A 24,287-nucleotide genomic window follows, 5' to 3' on the forward strand; every position below is an offset into this window, starting at 1 on the left:
CATTTTCGTTCTAATATCATAGGACTTTATACATTAAGATCCTCTATTATCAATCATACGGTCTTAAATAAAGAGAAAATGGATTACTAATTGCTTATTATCATAGGGAGATTTGGTTTGAAATTTACACTTTAATATTTGACATGACTTTAATTCAATCAAATTGGAGGCTAGACATCTTTGAATGCAATCATTTATTAATTTATAAAAAAATCAACCAGTCTAGGTGAAGACTGGTTGAGCAAGAAATTAGTAGACCCATGTATCCATTTGTTTATTATATGTGTTAAGTTCATTCTCTTCGAAGAATAAACCAATTTCACGTTCTGCACTTCCTGGGGAATCTGAGCCGTGAATAACGTTTTTGCCTACCGTTAGACCGAAATCACCACGAATTGTACCTGGAGCAGCGTCTGCTGGGTTTGTAGCACCCATCATTTGACGTGCTGTAGCAATAACACCTTCTCCTTGCCATACCATAGCAAAAACTGGACCAGATGTAATAAAGTCAGTTAACTCTCCGAAGAAAGGTCGTTCTTTATGTTCACCATAATGCTCTTCAGCTAGAGCTTGAGAAATCGTCATTAATTTTGCACCAGCAAGTTGAAAGCCCTTTCTTTCAAATCGAGAAACAATTTCCCCAATAAGATTACGTTGAACTCCGTCAGGCTTAACCATTAGAAACGTCTTTTCCATTGCCATCTCTCCACTTCATAATTTATGTATGTAGGTTTTGAAAACCCATACAAATATTATCAAATTTTCGAAAAAATCGCAATGTCTTTAAAATTTCCGCTTGCCTATATATTTCGCAATACCCTTTAATGCCTTACGAGCACGACCATCTGGGAGTTCATTTAATACATCAAGTGCTTTTTCAAGATAACGATCACTTATTTCTTTTGAATATTCAATACCACCTGATTCAATAACTAAGGATAAAATTTCTTTACGGTTCTCTTCTGAAATCGTTTTTATCTTTTGCTTCAATTGCTCGTCACGCATTGCATATAATACCGGTAACGTAATATTACCTTGCATAAGGTCGCTTCCAGCTGGTTTACCGATTTCTTCCTCTGTTCCGATAAAATCAAGAATATCATCAATAATCTGATAGGACATTCCTATATAATAACCGAACTTATAAAGTTGTTTATGTATATCTTCAGTTGCGTCTGATGCAACTGCTCCAATCTGACAACTCACTGCAATAAGCAAAGCTGTCTTCCGTTTAATTCGACGTAAATACGTTCTAAGATTTTGATCCCAGTTGAACTTATCTTGAATTTGATCAATTTCACCAACACAAACTTCAACTAAAGACTTAGATAAAATCTGATGTGCGTCTGGTTTTTCTATCATTGTTAACAATTCAAGTGAGCGAGCGAATATGTAATCACCAGTGTACATTGCAACACGATTATCCCACTTTGCTTTGATCGTTTTTTTACCACGACGAAGTTCAGCATCATCAATAACATCATCATGAACGAGGGATGCCATGTGAATAAGCTCCAAACAGACAGCAACTCGCTTCATCACATCAATGTCATAATTACCGAACTTTCCTGCTAGCAAGACAAATACAGGCCGAATTCGCTTTCCGCCTGCTTTAAGAAGATGCATCGATGCCTGCTGAAGAAGAGGATGTTCAGAAGCAATTGTATCTTCTAATTCTTGTTCAATAATATCTAAATCTGATTGTAGGAAGTTATACATCAATTTTAACTTCATGAAATTCACCTTTACTAACGTACATTATTGATATTATCTAATACTATCTGTAAAAAATTCAAACATTATTTAAAATAACCATTACTATTTTTTATAACCCATATGCATAGCGGCTACTCCACCCGTATAACTTTTCACATCAACGCTGTCAAAACCCGCCTTAAGAAACATTTCCTTTAATTTCTTTTGATCTGGAAAGTCTTTTGCTGATTCATGTAACCAAGCATATTCATCATAACTCTTTGCTAATACTTTGCCAAGCATCGGCATGATAAATCGAAAATAGAAATAATAACCCTGTTTGAACCCAAGTGCTGTCGGTTGACTAGTTTCTAAACAAACTGCCTTGCCTCCTGGTTTAAGAACACGGTGCATTTCTTTTAGAACTTGCATATAGTCAGGTACATTACGCAAACCAAACCCTATTGTTACAAAATCAAATGAGTTATCCTCAAAAGGTAAGTCCATTGCATTACCATGAAACAATTTCACTTGAGTTAACCCTTGTTCTGCAACTTTCTCTTCGCCAACCTTAAGCATGTTCTTACTGAAATCTAATCCAGTTACTTGTCCATTCGCACCTACAGCCTCTGCAAGTGATATCGTCCAATCAGCTGTTCCACAGCAAAGATCGAGTGCATGATTACCCTGTTGTACATTCATCCGTTTCATTGTATCTTTGCGCCATGATTTGTGTCTTTGAAAACTAATGACTGAGTTCATCATATCGTATTTTCCTGAAATACTTTCAAACACATTATGCACGCGTTCTTCTTTGGAGCGCCCCATAACCTCACCCTTCTTCAACAACTTTTTCCTTCACATATTGATAATGAAATAACATTTCATTAATTCGCGTTCTTAATACTTCACTAAAGCCGAACTGTTCGAGTTGTTTTTCAATTTGCAATTGAGTCTGCTCTATATAATAATCGCAAATATTTAGCAGATGCTTTCGTTGCTCATCGATATTTCGAGCAATGGAACTTTCACCATTAACTACTTCTTTTTTTATAGCATCAAACAATATGGAGAAACGTTGTTTTATAAATAACTCACGTTCAGACTTTAAACGTTTGTATAAACACATTTCTGCTGCGAGTTTTTTAATATGAGGTACTTTAAGAAAATCAGCAGTCTTTTGAATCAATGATGATTCAATTTCACGAATGCTATTGATTAGATTCTCAATACCACCTGAATCTTTTTGGTACACAGAAATTTTGTGTTCGTTAATTTCACGAATCCCTTTTGCTAAATTGCGAATCATTGGTACGTCACCTATTTTAGCTAAAAGATGATAGTACAATGTACTATAATAAACTCCAGCCAAAACTGTTAATTGACGGCTCTTCATCGCTTCATCATTATTATGTAGCGATGATGTCAACACCTGCTCATGTGTGTCTAGTGCAACTTGAACTAACATTGTTGAGACCATATAATCTCTTTTCATTGCAACAGAAGACTTTGTATCATCTAACACTTCATGTAGAAGCATGAGTTTATCATTATCAATAACCGGCTGTTCAATAAACTTCATTAAGTATGGATGCTTCAATTGCGTTTCTATCGTAGTTTTGATTTGTTCGATATCATTGTAGCTGTTGTTCATGCATATCACCCTTGTCCAACACCAGTCTATGGTTCCGTCTTTTCCCCCACATATTATAGCATGATCCATTAATGGAACGTTCTGTAAGTCTAAATATAAAAAACGCACCAAAAATTACTTATCAAAAAACATAGAAGAAAACTTGGCCAATGCCAAGTTCCAACTATAACTGTATTAATCTGTTTCCATTTCTCCGTGAGCTGTTTGAATCAATGCCTTACCACGAATCTTGACAGCTGAAGTATGCTCTGTAAATTGAGCAATCATAATCTCGCCTTTATCCAACTTTTCAGAATGAAAAAAACGCGTGTCTGCTCCGCGTGTAAGACCAATTACATTCACTCCGTCTTCCTTAGCTTTAATCACAAAAAAATCGTTACTATCTTTTGAAGGTTGTGTCATCTTCCGTCCCTCCCGCACAATTAACTTTTACTCATTTATCTATTACCATTTGATCTACTCAATATATAATTGATCACAACGGACAGTGACGACTTTATTAGATAGGTTCTCTATATCATGTTACAACTGATACTAAAACTACGACTTCAAAAACTAAACATCGAACCAATGAAGCACAAATATGATATTAGACATCAGTAATGACCAGATTGGGTAAGCCAACTTTCAGAATATCTGAAAGAGACGTTATTAAAGTGGGACCATTAAATAAAAATCTTCTTACCATTCTTCCATAACTATCTAACACCTTCTAACAAATGTCAATGGTTGCATCACACTTACGCACGAATAAGTGATAAAACTTCTGAACGAGCTACATCATCATTTTGGAAAATACCCCTAACTGCTGAAGTAACAGTTTTCGAACCTGGTTTTTTCACACCACGCATTGTCATACACATATGTTCAGCTTCAACAATGACCATCGCACCATGAGGTTCCAGTGTCTCCATAATTGAATCTACAACAGTTGATGTTATACGTTCTTGAAGTTGTGGTCTTGCAGCTACTGATTCTACAGCACGTGCAAGCTTACTTAATCCCGTTACTTTCCCGTTTTTCGGTATGTATGCTACATGAGCTGTACCGAAAAATGGTACAAGGTGATGCTCACACATAGAATAGAATGGAATGTCCTTAACTAGTACAAGCTCTTCATGATCTTCACTAAAAATCGTTGCAAAATATTCTTTGGGATCTTGATTTAAACCACGAAAAACTTCCGCATACATTTTCGCGACTCGTTTAGGTGTATCTAATAGCCCTTCTCGATTAGGGTCTTCTCCGATTGCTTCAAGAATCAAGCGCACAGCTTGTTCAATTTGTTCATGATTGACTTTTGACATTTATTTCTCCTCCTAATGAAAGGCTTTCATTCAACAACATAAGAAAAGCACATAGCACCCACCGATTAAGAAATTATTCTAAATCAAAGGTGCCTGAAGCTGAACATCTCTGAATGTTATACTTTCTTATTTTTATGTAATATAAGCATTACTTTTTATCATTTCCACTAAAAGAATGCTCGTTTATAACAAAGTTAAGATGATTCTAGCATAATAATCGTTCTTAACGCAAAAAAAACTGCTCAATAATCACATTTCTATTAGACGAAATGGTATGAACACATTCTAGTGTATGTATTAGTAATAAATTTGATAATATAAAAAGGGTCGCTAAGTATGCGACCCTCTTACGCCCTTTATGTATTATTTCACAGCATCTTTAAGAGCTTTCCCTGGTTTGAATGCTGGAACTTTACTTGCTGGGATTTCGATTTCATCACCAGTTTGTGGGTTACGCCCTTTACGCGCTGCACGTTCGCGTACCTCAAAGTTACCAAAACCAATTAATTGAACTTTATCTCCCTCTTGAAGAGCGTTCATAATAGACTCAAAAACAGCATCAACAGCTTTTGTCGCATCCTTTTTAGAAAGTTCGCTATTTTCAGCTACTGCATTGATTAATTCTGTTTTGTTCATGCCATTCACCTCCTCCCAAAAAATAATTTCACTTTACATTTCAAAACTAGGTAAATACCTAGCCTTCGATATTTGAAGGACATGTTGTCGAAGTAACGCCATATGCTGTGCTCATATAGCTATTACTACTGTTGTTGACAGGACATACAATTCTTATACATCCATTAGCAAACAACGTATTGACACGCCTTATATTAAACGATCATTAACTAGAATTCAATCATTTTCAACAAGAATCGTACGATTTATGAGGATTTTCCCAAAAATCCCTACCTTTTGCAAAGATGGATTGTTCAATCAGCGTGATTATCGTTCCACATAAAAATTTTGATGATCAGCTACAATATATTAAAAATTAAGCGTCAGTATACTGTTATTTTCAAATGGCTGTACGTTAGCAGATAAGAATATTATCTCAAAATGAGAGTTTCAATTTATCGAAAACGGTTGATTACATCGACCCCTCCAGTTACTTCAATTACTGATCCTGTTATCATATCTGCATCTTCTTCACATAAAAAGACAATCGTTCTAGCTATATCCTCACCTGTACCTGGTCGACCAATTGGTGTGTGTTCATCTCGAATTAACCGTGCTTCAGAGATTGAAGTCTCTTTCATTTTGCCTATAATATTGCCCGGACAAACCATATTAGCTGTAATTCCATATTCTGCTTCCTCAAGTGCTATCGACTTCGTTAAGGACACTAAACCAACCTTGGCTGCTGCAAAAGCTGAGCGATTGACCCATCCAGGTGTATGTTCCGCACCTTGAAATCCATACGTAATAATTCGACCAAATCGTTGATTTCTCATAATCTGAACGGTCTGCTTAAATAAATGAAACACTGAACTTAAATTTCCGTTCATCATTTCATACCATTCATCATCGGTATAATCAGCTAACTTCTTACGTTCAAAAATATATGGACCTGCATTATGAATTAATAAATCAATCCTGCCATACTTCTCTTTAATCTCTTCAACCATTCGAACGATATCTTCTTTTTTTGTGACGTCACCTTGTACAAAATGAAGACGGTGCTCTAGTTCCTTATAGACGGAACGCATATTTTCAACAGATTCATTATCACTTCGGTAATTTACAGTGACACTATAGCCTTGTTCTAATAGTTTCTCTGTCACTTTTCGACCTAGACCTTTACTACCTGCTGTAATGAACGCATGTCTCAATGGTATCCCTCCTTTTTCATACATACCCATTCTTAAACAATATAGTTAATTTACTCACTTTTCCTATTCTATTGGATTACAAACATAAGATGCAACGTATTACCCTTCTAATCTGTTATATAATAACTGTAACGAAAATTCAAAAAAGAAGCCCTGCGTAACACAGAACTTCTTCACATTCATCATTACTATTGAAAATCAACAACGATGCTCAATGGTAATACCACCTTATAATATTATCGCTATTAAACCACCTGAACCTTCATTAATAATTCGTTCCAATGTTTCTTTTAACTTATATCGTGCGTTTTCAGGCATTAACGCAAGCTTCGCCTGTATGCCTTCACGTACAATTGAGCTTAGACTACGTCCAAAAATGTCAGAATTCCAGATTGATAATGGGTCTTCCTCGAAATCTTGCATTAAATAACGTACAAGTTCTTCACTTTGTTTTTCAGTTCCAATAATTGGTGAGAATTCACTCTCAACATCCACTTTTACCATATGAATAGATGGAGCAACTGCCTTCAAACGGACACCAAATCGTGAACCTTGACGAATTATTTCTGGCTCATCTAAACTCATGTCTTCTAATGCTGGTGCTGCAACTCCATATCCGGTTTGCTTAACCATTCGAAGTGCATCAGAAACTTGATCATACTCAACTTTGGCATAAGCAAATTCTTGCATGAGCTCTAATAAATGATCTTTACCTCTTATTTCTACTCCAACTACTTCTTTTAAGATTTGGTCATAAAGATTGTCAGGTGCAAATAGATCAATCTCAGCAATCCCTTGCCCCATCTCAATTCCAGCAAGAGACGCGCGATCCAAATATTCATAATCACTAAACTGTCCTACAACACGATCAACATCACGAAGTCTTTTAATATCTTTTACAGTATCTTTTACTGCTTCTTGATAATTTTGACGTAACCAATGATCCTCTTTAAGTACCATCACCCAGCTTGGCAAATTAACATTCACCTCTAAGACTGGGAATTCATATAATGCTTCACGGAGAACACCATATACATCTTTTTCTGTCATGCCTTCTACACTCATCGCAAGTACTGGAATATCATATTTCTCATTCAACTTTTTTCGAAGATTCTCGGTTTCAGGGTGATGAGGATGTGCAGAGTTGATGACCATAATGAATGGTTTTCCTACTTCCTTCAGTTCATCAATGACACGTTCTTCAGCTTCTAAGTAATTCGAACGAGGAATTTCACCAATTGAACCGTCAGTAGTTACTACTACACCCAACGTTGAATGCTCTTGGATAACTTTTCTCGTTCCAATCTCAGCTGCTTCATGGAATGGAATAGATTCTTCATACCATGGCGTATTAATCATACGAGGCCCATTTTCATCTTCGTAACCTTGTGCACCTGGTACTGTATAACCGACACAATCAACAAGACGAATGTTTACCTCCAGCCCTTCATCAACATCTACTCGAACAGCCTGATTTGGTACGAATTTCGGTTCTGTCGTCATAATCGTTTTTCCTGCTGCGCTTTGTGGCAGTTCATCTTGTGCTCTTGCTTTATCCGATTCATTCTCAATATTCGGCAGTACGACTAATTCCATAAACTTCTTAATAAATGTTGATTTTCCTGTTCGCACGGCACCGACAACTCCCAAATAAATGTCACCGCCCGTACGTTCTGCAATATCTTTGAAAATATCTACCTTTTCCATTATACTACCTCCCATAATTTACTAATTGGGATATTCTTAAACAGCTCAGATGATTAATTCTATTTTATTAGGACAATACATATGTATGTTGTTGTCCATCTTTATTAGAACTAATCTCTCACCGTTTCCCGCTTTTTTTTAGAAAAGGGCACGTCCTCATGAAAAGATAATAAATGAAAATAACCCTTTTCTCTTACAACATTATGCAAAAGAAAAGGGTTCATGATAAGAATATAGAATTTTACTAGATTATTTTTCGTTACTGCTTTAAAAAGACAGGTTCTCCATTTTCAACTGTATATGGAAGCGAATAAGCAGGTAAAACAGGATAATTTTCTACAAGAAGCTGCCTAATATCATCTCCATACTTATAATCATGTTCATAGTTATTCAATGCCTCATACAAATCAGAAGCATAATCGATATAGATTTCCCCTGTTCCATCAGTAACAAGTGGTAAATGATTGCCGGAATAAGGACTTCTTACGAATGGGGCAGTATCATAACCAAGCTTAGCGAAATCAAGAGAATACACTCCAGACCCTATTTCTTCTTTGAAAGGAGGATATTTTTCTTTATCCCGATAAATCATCAAACGTAGCTTAAGATCCCGAATATTGTCTATAGAGACTAGGTCAATCACTTTAACAGTTGGATCATTCTCAACATCAGTTAAGACAAACTGATAGATACCACCACTTTCATATGCTGATCCTGGTGCATCCTGTATATACTTTGGTGTAAGTCTATTAAAGTCAATCGGGTATTTTAAGTATACAGGTGTATCACTTTCTCTCGTTCTAATTGGAAGTAAACCATTATTATCTTGTTGAAAGGCGTCGACAGCTAATTGAACAGCTTGAAGCTGTGATTCATAAGGTACTTGATTTTTCGAAAGACGCTCTTGCGGATACATACAACCTGTTAAAAAAAGTAGCAGTACCGCTATCATAAGCAAATACTTGTTAAGAACTTTCATTTTCCTGTATGTACACTCCTTCTTATGTATGCTCATTCAGGTACAGGTCCACTAAAGACGACAAAAAATATTATAATTCCAGCCAATATCATCAATACATAGGCGATAAACGAAGTTATAAAGCGAAAAATTCCTGGTTTCAATTTACCACGACTAAACATAATTAATACTACAGATACGAACATAAAAATAATGCCCGCAAACGAAATCCACATTTTCATCAATGCTACCGACATTTTTTCACCTCTCCTTTTTCCGTCCCCCATTATAGCATACATTTCGTTTCCTTCGGAATGTTATTCCAACTAACACAGGATACTTGTCCTTACTTTACACATTTATTTAAAACTCGAAAATGATTCAAATGAACTAGTTAGACAAAAAAATGAAGCAGTACAATGCACTACTTCAAAATAACGAATATACTCCCAATTACAAAACTGTCCAACCCAAAGGGTGAGTTCACTTTAACTTATGCAAACTTGTTCACTTTCGACCCCGCCATGTGCCCAAGTTCTTCATTTGTTCGTGCCCAGTTTGACGAAACCTGTGAAAATCGAGCGGCTTATGAGATTGAAGGATATCCTTAACAATCTTATCCTCTTCTGACTTTGACAAATCTGAATTACTCCATGTTGAGAATGAACGCACAACATGCCTTACTATCTTTTCATCCTTTGATGATCTGTAATTTCTCACATCTCGTCAACTCCCTCGCTGGCGCTTTTCTCTTCATATCATATGCCTCCAGCGAGTTAATGTGCTAATCCATACTTACATGATTTTTATTTAATGTACTAACAAACCAAATGATGAAATTACAATAGCTACAAACTCAAAATTCATGTCTCAATTCTTGAAACTTAATCGATACTAATAACCTATGACCTTGAGGCGAAGTCTCGTAAATCTTCCATCTCATGTGTACGCATACGAGTCATTAATTCATCAACAATTTCTTTTGGTGATTCATTTTCAAACAAAATTTTATAGATAGCAGTTGTAATTGGCATCGACACGTTATTTGTTGAAGCAAATTGATAAACAGCTTTAGTTGTGCGAACACCTTCAACAACCATCCCCATATTATCTAGCACTTCATCAAGCTTATGCCCTTGCCCTAACATATTACCAGCACGCCAATTTCGACTATGCTTACTCGTACATGTAGCAATTAAATCACCAATTCCAGTTAGACCTGAGAAAGTCATCGGATTTGCTCCCATATGAGTCCCAAGTCGAGCAATTTCAGCAAGCCCACGTGTCATAAGAGCTGCCTTCGTATTGTCTCCATAACCAAGTCCATCTGAAATTCCAGCTCCTAGAGCAACGATATTCTTAAGTGCTCCACCAATCTCAACTCCGACAACGTCTGGATTTGTATACACTCGAAAATGTTTGTTAATAAACAAGTCTTGCACAGCTTCTGCTGCTTTAATCGATGTCGATGATGATGTAACAGTCGTTATTTGTCGACAACTGACTTCCTCTGCATGGGAAGGTCCTGACAACACAACAATAGCAGAAAGCAAATGTTCCGGTACCTCTTCAGCGATCATTTCAGAAATACGTTTGAATGTTCCAGGCTCCATCCCTTTACTCGCATGAATAATCGTGAGTGGTCTGTCCACAAAAGAAACAAGCTTTCTTAAAACCTCACGAACAGCACTTGTCGGGACAGCCATTAGGATCGTATCTATACCTATTAAGCTCTCTTCTAATGAATCATATCCAATAATGCTTGCAGGTAACTTCACATCAGGTAGGTACAAGTCATTTGTATGTTTCGAGTTAATTTCTTCTACTTGCTCCTTACGATGTGACCATAAGCGTACATTGTGTTTATTATCAGCAAGAACCATCGCAAGTGCTGTTCCCCAACTTCCTGCTCCTAATACTGTAATCTCTGACATACACTCACATCCTTCATTGTTATTTCAAATTAAATCGTATTTAATCTTTGATTATCTTATCTCGACATATGAGTAAGCTAATCAAAGCTGTCTCTCATGAATTTTTGATTTTCCACTTATCAATTGTTCATTCAACTTATAATCCAGCGGAAGAGTATGGGAAACCCCCAGCCAATGAAAATCCCACTTTATTTGCGAGCTCGTGGGAATATTTTAATTGGCGTACCTTTAAAGCCAAACGCTTCTCGAATTTGATTTTCAAGAAATCGTAAATAAGAGAAGTGCATCAATTCAGGATCATTAACAAAAATAACAAAAGTTGGTGGTTTCACCGCAACTTGAGTAGCATAATAAATTTTCAAACGTCTTCCCTTATCTGTAGGTGTAGGATTCATCGCAACTGCATCCATAACGACTTCGTTTAGGATATTCGTTTGAACACGTAAGTTATGATTCTCTGCGACTTGATCAATCATCGGTACTAATGCATGTAAACGCTGTTTAGTTTGTGCCGAGACGAACACAATCGGTGCATAATCAAGAAATTGGAAATGAGCACGAATTTTCTTTTCGAATTCATTCATCGTACGCTCATCTTTTTCAACCGCATCCCACTTATTCACTACGAGAACAACCCCACGGCCTGCTTCATGTGCGTAACCTGCAATCTTTTTATCTTGTTCAATAATTCCTGTCTCAGCATCGATAACGACAAGAACGACATCAGAACGTTCAATTGCTCGCAATGCACGTAATACGCTATATTTTTCAGTACTTTCATAGACTTTTCCTTTTTTACGCATACCTGCAGTATCAATAATGACATATTCTTGTCCATCACGTTTGAATTCACTATCAATAGCATCTCGAGTTGTTCCTTCTATATCACTTACAATAACACGTTCCTCACCTAACATCGCATTAACCATTGAAGATTTTCCAACATTCGGACGTCCAATGAGAGAAAAATAGATTTTATTTTCATCTCTTTCTTCACGATTATCTTTTGGAAAATGTTCTGCCGCTACATCTAACAAATCCCCTAGACCAAGTCCATGAGTTCCTGAAATTGGATATGGCTCACCACATCCAAGCGAATAGAAATCATATATATGCTCACGCATATCAGGATTATCAATTTTATTTACTCCTAAGACCACCGGCTTTTTGGAACGGAAAAGAATTTTTGCGACCTCTTCATCCGCTCCAGTTACACCTTCACGTCCATTTGTTAAAAACACGATGACATCTGCTTCATCGATTGCTAACTCTGCTTGTTCGCGAATTTGAGTCATGAAAGGAGCATCACTAATTTCAATACCACCTGTATCAATAATATTAAAATCGTAATTCAACCACTCAGCTGAGCTATATATTCTATCGCGTGTTACCCCTGGAACATCTTCTACAATCGATACACGTTCCCCTACAATTCGATTAAATATTGTCGACTTTCCAACATTTGGGCGTCCAACAATTGCAATTACTGGCTTTGCCATTTCTCTCATCCTTTCAACAAACACTTATACACAATTATTCAAAGACTAATTATTTAAATTTACTAATAACACTAATTTACAATTATTACTTGTTCAAAAAGAATGGCCAAAAAATCCCCATATAGTATAGAAACATAGGCTAGATGTATGCACATAGATACGTGTGATAAGAAAACGCAGAGGTACACACACAATTTCCCCACGACTTTTTGAACAACCTCTTAATAGAAAAACCCTTCTCCTACAGTGAAAGCATACAACTTGTAGCTACCACACAATAGAAAACAGGGTCATACACTAAGTTAACTTGTTTATTATAGCAACCTAATATACATTTGACAATTTAATTAAAAAATAGGTGCACATAAAGGTTGCAAAGGTCTTCAGTATATTGTTAAGAGTAAATTCCATCCTATTAATGTTTCACTATAATATATAGATCTTTTGTTAGCTGATGAGCGATCCCATCTAATATTGCTTCTAGGTTTGCTGAAATAGTTTCCATTTCCTCGTCGGTATTGCATATGAAAACGGAAGGCCCACTTCCTACCTTTTCAGGTGTCGTCGTAATTGTAGCTAAAATATACTTCTGTAGCTCCATTATTGTGGACGCTCCTTCTCACTTGCTTTTGATTCAGTCGGCATTCGAATTGCATTCTCCAAAATTGGTACATTCCCAATAATTCTGATCGCCTTATCAACATTACGTTCTTGAGGAAGAATGAACACTCCTATCCTCCCATCATTTAAATCACGTTTAATAAGTGGAACGAGTGCGGGTGTACCAGAATCACGATACACACCTAACGACACCGAAATATCATGTAATATTGCTTGACGCTGTCCTAAATTTGCAATCGTCGAAACAACATCAAGGTTCTTAGGAGTTAAGATGAATCCCATTCCATGTTCTAAAATTTCTTCTTGACGAGCAGGCAAACCAATATTCATTATGTAAATGTTATCAATGTATAAACCAGCTCCCTCGAATCGTAACGATTCTTGTTGAATATCGACGATTTCTTTTAACGTCCCACCCGACATTAGACGATGGGAAATTATAATAGCTACTAATCCTGCAAAAATACCTGCCCATACATTCCAAACGAGGTAAGCTAAGGTTGCAGCAAATGAAGTTAATATCACAAGATAGTTGCGACTCTCAAATGCGATTGCTATCCCTTCAATATACGTATTACCTCTAGGAACAAGTTCATAGGCATCTAGCTCAGTTAATGTATCTCGTTCCATATTACGAACGTCACGGAATTGGGAAGCCGCAAGAGTTAAAAAAGTTATAGCAGTAAATTCCTCTTCCATTATCGCTGGAACTAATACAGTTCCAAGCCCAGCTGCGATAAAACCAAGTGATACATGAATAACTTTACCATGTAAATAAGTAGGATACTGCCTGTAATCTGTTTTCAACATTGATAGCCTTGAAAGTGTGCCCAATATTACTCCAAAGAGTATCGGTAATGTATATTCATTCACTTTTTCATCACTGCCTCTCACTATATGTCCAATATCGTTTCATTGAAGAAATCATCCACTCTGCTAACGACAACATAAACAAAAATCCTAATCCAGCTGTCAGCAAGTCTAAAAATTTTAATCCTCCAATTGTCCCATAATAGGAATAACGATAAAGCATCATCGTATAGAGCCACTCCCCTTGACACATTCCAATTACTAATGAGAGCACCCTTTGCAAAAACATATCACTCATTAACCAAACTAATATGAACATTAAACCTGATAACAACCATTGTCGATGTGCAATGATCCAAATTGGATCAAACATTTCAAATAAATGAAAAGCAACAAAGGCAGCTGTAACAGTCAATGTCATAATCATTAAGTACAGGTTTTGGAGTTTTGACAAATAATAACTAGTACCTAACGCAAAACAGAGTAACACTATATAACTTCCGCTAATTTCATAAGAATATACTGTAATTTTCCAATTTGATAATGCAATACAACTAAGTAAACCGTAACTTAATATCGTTCGTGTAGAACTTTTATTCATAAAAAACGTTACAATTATCCAGCCAATCCAACTAACCCAGTAGAAAAATAAACCCTCCATTAAATGACCTCCATCTTTCACCATTATGACTTTTTTCTACTTCTTTCATTCCTTCTTATTTAGAAATATCTTTTTTCACTAATATTTCATATCGATCTATTTCAAACTAAGGGGGAAAGAATCGTAAGGAGGAATTCACATGGGTAAAGACCGTCAAGAAAAAAAGCTTCGTAAAAAAGAGGGTTTAGAAAACGATCGTGATCAACGCTTAAATTATAAAGGCTCAACGACAATGGAAAGCCCTGAAGAAGCTCGAAACCGAAACAGACAATAATGGCAATTGAAAGTAATATTACTGTCTGTATCTATTAAACAATTCAAGTTTTCACGTTAAGATATCGGTTTCATAACCATTAAAAATAGCCTATCGTTTTCCCAACGATAGGCTATTTTTAATAATTATTTAAAAAGATTCTTCATCGAACAGTACGACTACTATATAGTGTCGTATCAATTCCACGTTCAGTTAACCAGTGCTGTGTTGAACCAGCAATAACAAGAGGTGCACGTTGTAATTCGGCAATCGAATTCACACCGAGTGCAGTCATGATGATCTTTAAATCTACATGTAATTGTTCAATTTCAGATATTAATGCAGCTTCACCCTCTTGTAGCGCAATGTTGAGGAAGAACCCTGCTATACCAACTGCAGAAGCACCTAGTGCTAACGATTTTGCTACATCCATTGCATTCTGAATTCCTCCTGATGCTATAATCGGTACATTATCTCGACCTGTAGTAGCCTCTACAATAGATGCTGCTGTAGAAATGCCCCATTCATTGAAATAGGATAATATATGTACACGACGCTCATTTTCTACTTTAGAGAAATTAGTTCCCCCAAAACCCCCAATATCAATGATTGAAACACCTACACTTTCTAACTGTTTCACTGTTTCCCGACTCATTCCAAACCCAACTTCTTTTACAATTATCGGAACTTTTAAACAGTTAGCAATCTGTTCAATTCGTTCTAGGGCCCCACTAAAACACCGATCACCTTCAGGCATAACAAGTTCTTGAATCACATTTAAATGAATTTGCAACGCATCTGCATTAAGCATTTCTACTGCTTGTTCTGCTTGTTCAACTGTTGCTTCACTACCAAGATTCGCAAACACAACGCCATTTGAATTTTCTTTGCGTACAATTTCAAATGTCTTACGTTCTTCATCATGTTTTAGTGCTGACATTTGTGAACCAACGGCAATACTAATACCTGTTGCGTTTGCAACGCGAGCTAACATCTGATTCAGTTCTAACGTCTTTTCTCCACCGCCACCAGTCATCGCATTGATAAAAAGAGGCGAACTTAATGAAAGTTCGCCTACTTTTGTATTGAGCTTTACTTGCTCAACATCAGTATCTGGAAGTGATTGATGCACAAACTTGACATCATCTAATCCGTGCGTGCGATTTTGACCAGTAGACAGTGCATGTTGAATGTGCTCAATTTTCCGCTGCTGTCTAGACAAAATTCATCACCATATTATTTAAATTTTTTCAAATCGTCTCCTAGAATATCACCAAGTTGGAATCCAGAAGTCGTTTCTTCATCAGATTGATAAGAGCTATAATCTTCTTTTGCTGGTTTGTTTTCCTCAAGTTCGCGAATACTAAGCGAAATACGTTTCTCATCTGTACTAACATCAAGGACTTTAACCTTAACAGTTTGACCCTCTTCAAGCACTTCATTCGGTGTACCAATATGTCGGTTCGCAATTTGTGAAATGTGTACAAGACCTTCAACACCTGGTAGTACTTCAACAAACGCACCGAATGTTACAAGTCGTTTAACTGTACCCTCTAGTACGCTACCAGCTTTCACTTCTTCACTTACCTGCTCCCATGGACCAGGAAGAGTATCTTTAATTGATAAGGAAATGCGCTCATTATCACGGTCAACACTTAATACCTTCACGTTAACACTTTGACCTTCTTCAACAACTTCAGAAGGTTGTTCAACATGATGATGCGCTAACTGAGAAATATGTACAAGCCCATCTACACCACCAATATCAACAAATGCACCAAAATCAGTTAATCGTTGTACAGTTCCTGAAAGTACTTGACCTTCTTGTAATGAATCAAGAGTGTCATGTTTCTTCTGTTCAAGTTCATCTTCCAATACCGCTCGGTGTGAAAGAATTACCCGGTTTTTCTCTTCATCAAGTTCAACTACTTTGAGAGAAAGGGTACGCCCTTTATAATCAGAGAAATCTTCGACAAAATGACGCTCTACTAGTGAAGCAGGAATGAATCCTCTAACACCAAGATCGACAACGAGACCACCTTTTACAACATCTTTCACTTCTGCTTCAAATACTACGTTATTTTCAAACTTTTGTTGTAAATCAGCCCATGCTTTTTCAGCATCAACCGCACGTTTAGAAAGGACAATTTCATCATCATCAAGCTTTTTTACTTTTAACGTAAGCTCGTCACCTTCAGATACTGCATCACCAGCTTTCTCGATGTGCAAGCTTGAAAGTTCGCTAATTGGTACGATCCCTTCTGTTTTGTAACCAATGTCTACAAGCACTTGCTTCTCATCTACTTTCGTAACAGTACCAGTGACAGTGTCACCTACTTCAAAGCTCTTCATTTCTGATACTTCTTGATTCATTTCTTCAGCCATTTCAACTACCTCCTTGAATCCCTACAAACGCCAAAGTCTGCTTATCATTATTTTCAGAACATAAAATGTTCTTTTTTCTAACTTCTAACAAATGGGTGCATTTGTCAAGTATAAAGAATATAATTATTTATATTTTTCAATCAATTTGGCGATTGCTGACATAATTATTTCGGTTGCATCTTTCGCTGTAGCCTTTTCCTCACGTAGCTTAGTCATTTCAATTGGTTCACCAATAATCACTTTTACTTTTGAAAAAGGTCTATATGAGCCGATTATTGCAGCAGGAACCACTTCAGCATTTGAACGCAAAGCGAAGAAACCTGCACCTGACATTCCTTCACCTAATTCCCCCGTCTTACTTCGGGTGCCTTCAGGAAACAAACCTAACACTTCACCATCCTTAAGCAATTTCAGACCTTGGCGAAGCGCTTGCTTATCGCTCATTCCACGTCTAACAGGAAAAGCGTTTAAGCTTAACAAAACCTGCTTCATAACTGGAAGTTTAAATAACTCTTCCTTTGCCATATAATGTACATCACGAGGAAACGAGATTCCAAGCATAGGTGGATCAAAGTTAGAAATATGATTGGAACACAATAAAACACCTTTATCTTTAGGAACATTTTCAGAACCAATTACCTCAACACGGTATGTTGTTCTAAAAATGCCCTTCACTAGAACATAACCAAACTTATACAGATTCACTTCATCCAACCCTCTCATTTATAAGATTACTAATTTTCTCAACAACTTCATGAATTGTGAGAGAGGTTGTATCTAGTTCTATTGCATCATCCGCTTTCTTCAATGGAGAAACTTCACGCTCCATATCGAGCTTATCACGTTGAGATATTTCTTCTTTTAACTTCGACAAATCAGCCGAGATTCCCTTTTTCACGTTCTCTTCATAACGTCTTTGTGCACGCTCATCAACTGACGCAATCATATAAATTTTCACTTCAGCATGTGGTAAAACATGCGTTCCAATGTCTCTTCCATCCATAACAACACTTGCACCTTCAGAAAGTTCTCGTTGTCGCTCAACCATTTCTTCACGAACAGAACGATATGCAGCAACTATTGATACGTTATTAGACACTTCGTTGGAACGAATTTTATCCGTTACTTCCTCACCATTAATAAAGACAAGTTGACCATTAATAGAAGGTTTTAATTCAATCTTCATTTCTCGTAATAAAGCAAACAATTCCCGTTCACTTTCTAAATCCAATTTTGCATTTATTGCTGCATATGTTAAAGCACGATACATAGCACCTGTATCTATATATATGTAATTGAATCGTTCAGCCAACAGCTTTGCAATTGTACTCTTTCCTGCTGCTGCTGGTCCATCGATTGCTACTGAAACCTTTGACATAAAATCCTCCTTACTCCCGCTACTCTCACCAGTTTAATCCTCTTCATCATACCATAAGCTAGTAGGAGAATCTATCGTTTCAAACACTGGAGCTTCAGGTACATCGCCAACTCCTTCATACATGATCACCCTTGAAAAATAAGCTCCAAAAGGGGAGTACAAGATAAGCCATTGTCCAACGAGCAATGCTACAAAATGTGCCACTAGCAATTTTATTAATGTATTTTCAATTCGTTTCAACAAGAAAAAAGCCCCCTTTTTTGCTTATAATGCATCAAAAAGAGCTTTCTATTCATTCTTAATCAATTTATCACTTGTTAACTGATACTAAACCCACATCCATTAGTAGGGGCACTCATGAAACTCAAATAAGGATGAGGATTAAATATCTTTAAAGCGTATTAACTGTTTAAAAATTGTCACTTTTTCTCGTTAACTATCGTTACTCACAAAATAAATATTAATGATGTAACCGTTCATAGTTATCTAAATTTTGTTTTTCGTCCCGCAAGTTGTTGCTCAAACGTATATCGAATAATATTACGTTGGTCAACACTTTGAAGATCCAAAAATTCAATACTTGCTTTATCATTAGCATTTTTCTTTTTCATTATTCGTATTACTTGACCTAATACTTCCACTTCATGTTTATTACCCTTAGCCATAGGTAATTTGAATTGAATCTTCGCTTTCATATTTGGTTCTAGACCATGATTAGTTGGAAGAGACACTGCAATGCCTCCACCACTAATATTTAATGAATACGCCTTAAATGGAGTGAACTCATCATCTAATGGATGAAATTGCATATCAAGTATCGCATCAACTCTCACATAGTTTCTGCGTTGTACACGTTTGATCTCATCCTTCTTTGGTTTTCGCAATACAAACATTGGCATTGCACCTGAGATACTCATCAATATTTCACTCTTAAACATATACACAGCACTATCTGGTTGCCTATAAGTAACTTCAAACTTATCTCCTCGTGCTAAATAAACACTCTTGTTTGTCTTCGGATCAACCGGTTCTTGAATATAAAGGTTGTTTTCATCTATTTCTATTATTTTTGTTTTTAAAAGTTGTTCATTATTATTCAAATTTCTAAGTTCAAAGGTATCCCCAATCTTAAACACCACATCTGCTCCCCTTCCCACTACATGTGGAATTACATAAGACAAGCTAAAATCAACATTAATACTAGAATAATACTAGTTCTAAATAGCTAAATTCCCAAAGAAAGTTTTCTACTTATTTTTATTTTTCCAATATTCATGTTATTTGTCAACCTTTATACCTATAAATATATACCCGTTTTTTTAAAAATTAAACTATCTTCCTCAAACATTTTATGTGAGTGCATCATAAATAGGTTCAGCATTTTGTAATTTCTCTACTTTTTCTTCGTCTCCAGTTATCGAGTTAATAAAAATTCTGTACGTTGATTCACCAATTGTTCCAAAAAATTCATGACACAGTACTTCTTCACCAAGTTCATTAACTATTAGAGCTAAATTTTCTTGTTGTATTTTTAACTGAGGGTTTAATTTTTGCTTTGCTTGTTCAGCATTAATCGTTGGTTTAGGCAATTTCCGATCATGGTGTGACATTAAGTAATCTTTAGCTGACAGTCCGGTAATTTGCCCGTTATCAAGTGCCGTTTTCACTCGGATTGCATCTGGATATATGCGCACATTATCCACTGAACTTACAAATATAAACACACCAGTATTATCAAATTGTGTTGATTCCACAAGTTCAAGATTTTTAAATCCATGTTTAGTTAAATAAGTTTGAGCTTTTTCAGCTGCCTCATTCAAGCTTATTTTTTTTCTTGAAACTTCCCTTTCATTCATAACCCAAATTGGGACTCCACCTTTTTTTGTCATATCCATATAGATATGCCCCTTACTATCTTCTACCTGCAAACTATAAAATTCATAATTTGCACCTTTACCACTTTCAGTGATAATAACTTTCGCATTTTTTTCCAAGCCTAAAAATTGCCTTGCTTTCTCCTCTAATTCCTCCTTATTTAATTCTTTTCCTGTTAAATACCGAAATTCATCTTCTTTCTTTTTCGTCATCTGAGTGAACGTTGGGCCAAAATCTGCTTCACCGTAACTTTCGACATTCTTTTCTACAGTCTTAAAACCATCTATTATCGTATTATCATCTTGTTCTTTACCAGAAACTAACGCAAGCTCTACATCCATCCATCTTAAGTTATTGTTTAATGAGAGAGCTTGTACTTTACGAAGTTCATCTTTTAATTCTGTTGATTTGGTGAATAGTTGCTGCAACGTTTTGTATTCTTCTTCAGACAATGGTTTTTTCTCCAAATCTCTCACAGCTGTCCGGTAACTGAAGTCTCCAATATCAGTAAGAAACTCTTCAGTTTTGTTGAATGGGAGAAGAGAGAGAGGCAATTGCCCAACATCTGAATGTGCTTCAGATGTCAATCTCCAAACATCAGCTAAAGCAGGAGATAACTGGGATCTGGAATTCATCGCTAACGCTGATCCAATCTTATTATGAAGCAAGTCCATTTGATACGTTAAATCATGAAAAGCACGTTGATAGCCATTTTCAGCATGAATCAGAATCGCATTTTTTTCTTGATTTTCTTGATAACCCCAATAACCTGTGCCGATTAACATAACTACTAAAACTCCAATAATGACATTTCTAATCATCATTCTACCCCCTTACTTACAAAAAATATGTTTACCAATTTTTTTAATCTGTGGTCTTGTCCAAATCCAACCTGACGTAGCAGTGTCCGGATTAAAGTAATACAAGGCATTTCCCGTTGGGTCCCAACCATTAATCGCATCTACAACTGCCTTTTTTGCTGTTTCGTTCGGTGTTAACCAAATTTGTCCATCACTTACAGCGGTGAACGCCCGTGGTTCAAAAATTACCCCTGATGCTGTATTGGGAAATGATGCACTATCTATACGATTTAAAATAACTGCTGCAACAGCTACTTGCCCCACATATGGCTCCCCACGCGCTTCACCATATACAGCATTCGCAAGAATCTGAATATCATTTTGAGAATAACCACTTGGCACATTTACAGATGTGGGTTGAGAAGGCAATGCTTGTTGTTGCCCTGCTTTTTGCTGTTCTGCTTGTTTTCCTTTGTCTACCCCTCCATAGTGAGAAAACTTATTCCCTTTATTTATTTGATTTTTCACATAGCCCTTATCATACTTCGTTACACCTACAAGTTTTTGTTTTGTTGATGCCCCTGCTAATCCATCAACCTCAAGTCCAAATTGCTGTTGAAAGTTTCGTAAAGCCCAATATGTACCCCAGCCAAAAACACCATCGATCTTACCTTTATAGTAGCCAATATACTGTAGACGTGCTTGAAGCTCGATTACATCGTCTCCTACTGAACCACGTTGAATAACTTGTGAAGAAAACGCATCAACATGTTCATCATTTAATGGGTGGAACATCATTGTGATAAATGATGCAATAATGATACATTTGATTAACGGCTGCAATTTCAAAATATTTACCTCCTTATCGATACATTCATACCGCTATTTTCTGTCAATGTATATTTTTTATACTTGAAGGATGTATTGGTCGAGAAGAATGTTAACTCAATTCGATTAACTTCTTTTTTTACAAATTAAAAAGAGCTACTACCGATATCTGGTAGTAGCTCATCAAACCTTTATATTTTCTTTTTTGACTTTTATCGTGGACTTATAGGAATCTTCATCTAATTGACTAGCAACTTTCACTTTTCGTAACGCAAGCATCCATAACATTATCATAAACGGCACCATTACATATAACCAATACTCTTCAATTTGTAATAAAATATAATCATACATGCCATGTAATAGAACAGGAATGATTAAAGAAGCCCAAATCCAAATAGATTTTTTCATTTTAGAAAATTTTGCAATTCCTAAATAGTATCCCATCACCACTCCGTAGATTGCATGACTCGAAACTGGTAATAGCGCACGTCCAATTGCAAGTGTTACGCCATTGGCAAATAAATAGAGAATATTTTCTACTGTTGCAAAACCTAGAGATACTGCCACTCCATAAACGATTCCATCATAACGTTCATCAAAATGAGAATGCTGATACACTGTATAAAACATAATGAACCATTTAAAAAATTCTTCTAATAAACCAGATAATAAAAATGCATTTGCAAAAGGTGACTGCAAAACACCTTCTGTTAAAAATGCATATTGAATAAACATGATTGGGAATACAAGCAATACTCCAAGTAAAAAGGATCGAAAAACCATCGTGACTGGTTCGGTATCATACTGATCTCTTAAATAAAAATAAGATAACAGCGCCAATCCAGGTGCAATACCTGCTGAAATTACAGCTAGCATAGAATCCCCTCTTCTATATAAAAACGATTAAAAACACTATTCAAATAGTACATGACACAATACAGAGAAAATCTGAAAGCGGAAAATATAAAAACCTTTCAGTGTAACTCTTTTCACAGTTAAAACGTGAATAAGTAGACTATTTCTATTTTTCATCGTAACATGATATCTTGATTATGAAAATGAAAATCGAACTAGAGGTGATAATTGTGAAAAATATCCTAATTTTACATACTGGCGGGACAATTTCGATGGAAGAAGATAATACTACTGGAGCAGTGAAAGTTAGTGGAAAACACCCTTTAGACAATACGTTACCGTCTGTTTCGTCATTAGCAAACATTACAAATGAGGAATTGTTTAAACTTCCTTCACCACATATGACCCCAGCTAATATGCTTATGTTAGCTAAACATATTGAGAAGAAGGTTACTCAAGAACAGGTCGAAGGAGTCGTTATTACCCATGGTACTGATACTCTTGAAGAAACTGCATATTTACTTGATCTATGTTTAAAAGTAGACATTCCTGTAGTTGTCACTGGTGCGATGCGCTCAAGTAATGAAATCGGGTCTGATGGACCATATAATCTCATTTCATCAGTTAAAGTTGCTGCTTGTGATACTGCCAAAAACAAAGGTGTACTAGTCGTCTTAAATGACGAAATACATACAGCAAAAAATGTTACAAAAACACATACGAGTAACGTAGCAACCTTTCAAAGCCCACAATATGGACCAATTGGATTGGTTACTAAACGTGGCATTAATTTTCACCATATGCCAATCAATCGAGACAGGTATCCTGTCTCACACCTATCCAAAAATGTTATTTTATTAAAAGCATATGCTGGCATGGATGCAACAACATTAAATATGTTATCTAGTTTAGCTGTTGATGGAGTTGTTATCGAAGCGCTTGGACAGGGCAATATGCCACCTGCAACACTGCCTGCAATTGAAAACTTATTAAAAAATAACGTCCCTGTCGTACTCGTGTCACGTTGTTTCAACGGAATTGTTCAAGACATATACGGTTATGAAGGTGGAGGTCGACCATTGAAAAAAATGGGGGTTATTTTCTCAAACGGCTTAAATGGACAAAAAGCTCGTTTAAAACTGATGGTCACACTTGAGTTGACAACTGATCACCACGAACTACAAGAAATGTTTTTAAAGTGAATACACCTTTTTATAAAGAATCACACATCACTT

The 24,287-nt window shown here is 36.2% G+C and carries 28 protein-coding genes; 2 read left to right on the forward strand and 26 right to left on the reverse strand.

Features of this window, described 5'->3' with window-relative positions:
* Positions 1-249: 249 nt before the first annotated feature.
* From ndk to BFG57_RS04955, 17 genes are all read right to left on the reverse strand, one after another.
* Complete coding sequence (gene ndk, locus BFG57_RS04875) at positions 250-696, reverse strand: nucleoside-diphosphate kinase (protein ID WP_069716357.1); 447 nt, start codon at positions 694-696, stop codon at positions 250-252.
* 87 nt (positions 697-783) lie between these two features.
* The gene (gene hepT / locus BFG57_RS04880) at positions 784-1,734 is read right to left on the reverse strand and encodes a heptaprenyl diphosphate synthase component II (RefSeq protein WP_069716358.1); all 951 of its coding nucleotides are present in this window, start codon (positions 1,732-1,734) and stop codon (positions 784-786) included.
* A gap of 84 nt (positions 1,735-1,818) precedes the next feature.
* Positions 1,819-2,523 (reverse strand): demethylmenaquinone methyltransferase, encoded by a 705-nt coding sequence (gene menG, locus BFG57_RS04885; RefSeq protein WP_069716359.1) that lies wholly within the window; start codon positions 2,521-2,523, stop codon positions 1,819-1,821.
* Between the two features lie 4 nt (positions 2,524-2,527).
* On the reverse strand, positions 2,528-3,349 hold the full coding sequence (locus tag BFG57_RS04890; RefSeq protein ID WP_069716360.1) for a heptaprenyl diphosphate synthase component 1: 822 nt from the start codon (positions 3,347-3,349) through the stop codon (positions 2,528-2,530).
* A 174-nt stretch (positions 3,350-3,523) separates the two neighbouring features.
* Entirely contained in the window at positions 3,524-3,751 is a 228-nt protein-coding gene (mtrB, locus tag BFG57_RS04895; RefSeq protein ID WP_069716361.1) for a trp RNA-binding attenuation protein MtrB, read from the reverse strand.
* A 338-nt stretch (positions 3,752-4,089) separates the two neighbouring features.
* Entirely contained in the window at positions 4,090-4,656 is a 567-nt protein-coding gene (folE, locus tag BFG57_RS04900) for a GTP cyclohydrolase I FolE (RefSeq protein WP_069716362.1), read from the reverse strand.
* Positions 4,657-5,019: 363 nt separating this feature from the next.
* Positions 5,020-5,292, reverse strand: a complete 273-nt coding sequence (locus BFG57_RS04905; protein WP_069716363.1) for an HU family DNA-binding protein — start codon at positions 5,290-5,292, stop codon at positions 5,020-5,022.
* A 434-nt stretch (positions 5,293-5,726) separates the two neighbouring features.
* Positions 5,727-6,485, reverse strand: a complete 759-nt coding sequence (locus tag BFG57_RS04910) for an SDR family oxidoreductase (RefSeq protein ID WP_069716364.1) — start codon at positions 6,483-6,485, stop codon at positions 5,727-5,729.
* A 228-nt stretch (positions 6,486-6,713) separates the two neighbouring features.
* On the reverse strand, positions 6,714-8,192 hold the full coding sequence (gene spoIVA / locus BFG57_RS04915) for a stage IV sporulation protein A (protein WP_069716365.1): 1,479 nt from the start codon (positions 8,190-8,192) through the stop codon (positions 6,714-6,716).
* 259 nt (positions 8,193-8,451) lie between these two features.
* Complete coding sequence (locus tag BFG57_RS04920; RefSeq protein WP_069716366.1) at positions 8,452-9,171, reverse strand: hypothetical protein; 720 nt, start codon at positions 9,169-9,171, stop codon at positions 8,452-8,454.
* A gap of 32 nt (positions 9,172-9,203) precedes the next feature.
* The gene (locus tag BFG57_RS04925; RefSeq protein ID WP_069716367.1) at positions 9,204-9,407 is read right to left on the reverse strand and encodes a DUF2768 domain-containing protein; all 204 of its coding nucleotides are present in this window, start codon (positions 9,405-9,407) and stop codon (positions 9,204-9,206) included.
* Positions 9,408-9,657: 250 nt separating this feature from the next.
* The gene (locus BFG57_RS04930) at positions 9,658-9,870 is read right to left on the reverse strand and encodes a stage VI sporulation protein F (RefSeq protein WP_069716368.1); all 213 of its coding nucleotides are present in this window, start codon (positions 9,868-9,870) and stop codon (positions 9,658-9,660) included.
* Positions 9,871-10,052: 182 nt separating this feature from the next.
* Entirely contained in the window at positions 10,053-11,084 is a 1,032-nt protein-coding gene (locus BFG57_RS04935) for an NAD(P)H-dependent glycerol-3-phosphate dehydrogenase (RefSeq protein ID WP_069716369.1), read from the reverse strand.
* 188 nt (positions 11,085-11,272) lie between these two features.
* Complete coding sequence (der, locus tag BFG57_RS04940) at positions 11,273-12,583, reverse strand: ribosome biogenesis GTPase Der (protein WP_069716370.1); 1,311 nt, start codon at positions 12,581-12,583, stop codon at positions 11,273-11,275.
* Between the two features lie 415 nt (positions 12,584-12,998).
* The gene (locus BFG57_RS04945) at positions 12,999-13,184 is read right to left on the reverse strand and encodes a capping complex subunit for YIEGIA (protein WP_069716371.1); all 186 of its coding nucleotides are present in this window, start codon (positions 13,182-13,184) and stop codon (positions 12,999-13,001) included.
* A complete protein-coding gene (locus BFG57_RS04950) occupies positions 13,184-14,077 on the reverse strand; it encodes a YIEGIA family protein (RefSeq protein WP_069716372.1) in 894 nt (297 codons plus the stop codon). The genes BFG57_RS04945 and BFG57_RS04950 overlap by 1 nt, the downstream gene beginning before the upstream one ends.
* Positions 14,078-14,084: 7 nt before the next feature.
* Positions 14,085-14,675 carry a YphA family membrane protein gene (locus BFG57_RS04955; RefSeq protein WP_069716373.1) on the reverse strand — a complete coding sequence of 197 codons (591 nt, stop codon included), beginning with the start codon at positions 14,673-14,675 and terminating at the stop codon, positions 14,085-14,087.
* 139 nt (positions 14,676-14,814) lie between these two features.
* Here BFG57_RS04955 and BFG57_RS04960 point away from each other — a divergent pair, with 139 nt between their 5' ends.
* Entirely contained in the window at positions 14,815-14,949 is a 135-nt protein-coding gene (locus tag BFG57_RS04960; RefSeq protein ID WP_069716374.1) for a YpzI family protein, read from the forward strand.
* Positions 14,950-15,091: 142 nt separating this feature from the next.
* Here BFG57_RS04960 and fni read toward each other — a convergent pair whose 3' ends face one another.
* From fni to prsW, 9 genes are all read right to left on the reverse strand, one after another.
* Entirely contained in the window at positions 15,092-16,150 is a 1,059-nt protein-coding gene (fni, locus tag BFG57_RS04965; RefSeq protein WP_069716375.1) for a type 2 isopentenyl-diphosphate Delta-isomerase, read from the reverse strand.
* A gap of 14 nt (positions 16,151-16,164) precedes the next feature.
* Entirely contained in the window at positions 16,165-17,313 is a 1,149-nt protein-coding gene (gene rpsA, locus BFG57_RS04970) for a 30S ribosomal protein S1 (RefSeq protein ID WP_069716376.1), read from the reverse strand.
* A gap of 123 nt (positions 17,314-17,436) precedes the next feature.
* A complete protein-coding gene (locus BFG57_RS04975; protein ID WP_245676704.1) occupies positions 17,437-18,018 on the reverse strand; it encodes a lysophospholipid acyltransferase family protein in 582 nt (193 codons plus the stop codon).
* 1 nt (position 18,019) lies between these two features.
* The gene (gene cmk / locus BFG57_RS04980; protein ID WP_069716378.1) at positions 18,020-18,691 is read right to left on the reverse strand and encodes a (d)CMP kinase; all 672 of its coding nucleotides are present in this window, start codon (positions 18,689-18,691) and stop codon (positions 18,020-18,022) included.
* Positions 18,692-18,724: 33 nt separating this feature from the next.
* Positions 18,725-18,934: a DUF5359 family protein gene (locus BFG57_RS04985; protein WP_069716379.1), complete on the reverse strand. Its 210-nt coding sequence runs from the start codon at positions 18,932-18,934 to the stop codon at positions 18,725-18,727.
* 239 nt (positions 18,935-19,173) lie between these two features.
* Positions 19,174-19,827 carry a flagellar brake protein gene (locus BFG57_RS04990; protein WP_139125064.1) on the reverse strand — a complete coding sequence of 218 codons (654 nt, stop codon included), beginning with the start codon at positions 19,825-19,827 and terminating at the stop codon, positions 19,174-19,176.
* Between the two features lie 213 nt (positions 19,828-20,040).
* Positions 20,041-21,387: a germination protein YpeB gene (ypeB, locus tag BFG57_RS04995; protein WP_069716381.1), complete on the reverse strand. Its 1,347-nt coding sequence runs from the start codon at positions 21,385-21,387 to the stop codon at positions 20,041-20,043.
* A 12-nt stretch (positions 21,388-21,399) separates the two neighbouring features.
* On the reverse strand, positions 21,400-22,215 hold the full coding sequence (sleB, locus tag BFG57_RS05000) for a spore cortex-lytic enzyme (protein ID WP_083249082.1): 816 nt from the start codon (positions 22,213-22,215) through the stop codon (positions 21,400-21,402).
* 162 nt (positions 22,216-22,377) lie between these two features.
* Positions 22,378-23,073 carry a glutamic-type intramembrane protease PrsW gene (gene prsW, locus BFG57_RS05005; protein WP_069716382.1) on the reverse strand — a complete coding sequence of 232 codons (696 nt, stop codon included), beginning with the start codon at positions 23,071-23,073 and terminating at the stop codon, positions 22,378-22,380.
* A 209-nt stretch (positions 23,074-23,282) separates the two neighbouring features.
* On the opposite strand from prsW, the gene BFG57_RS05010 reads away from it, so the two are divergent.
* Positions 23,283-24,254, forward strand: a complete 972-nt coding sequence (locus tag BFG57_RS05010) for an asparaginase (protein ID WP_069716383.1) — start codon at positions 23,283-23,285, stop codon at positions 24,252-24,254.
* The last annotated feature ends 33 nt before the right edge of the window (positions 24,255-24,287 follow it).

The sequence above is a fragment of the Bacillus solimangrovi genome (genome assembly GCF_001742425.1).
Classification (GTDB): Bacteria; Bacillota; Bacilli; order Bacillales; family Bacillaceae_N; genus Bacillus_AV; species Bacillus_AV solimangrovi.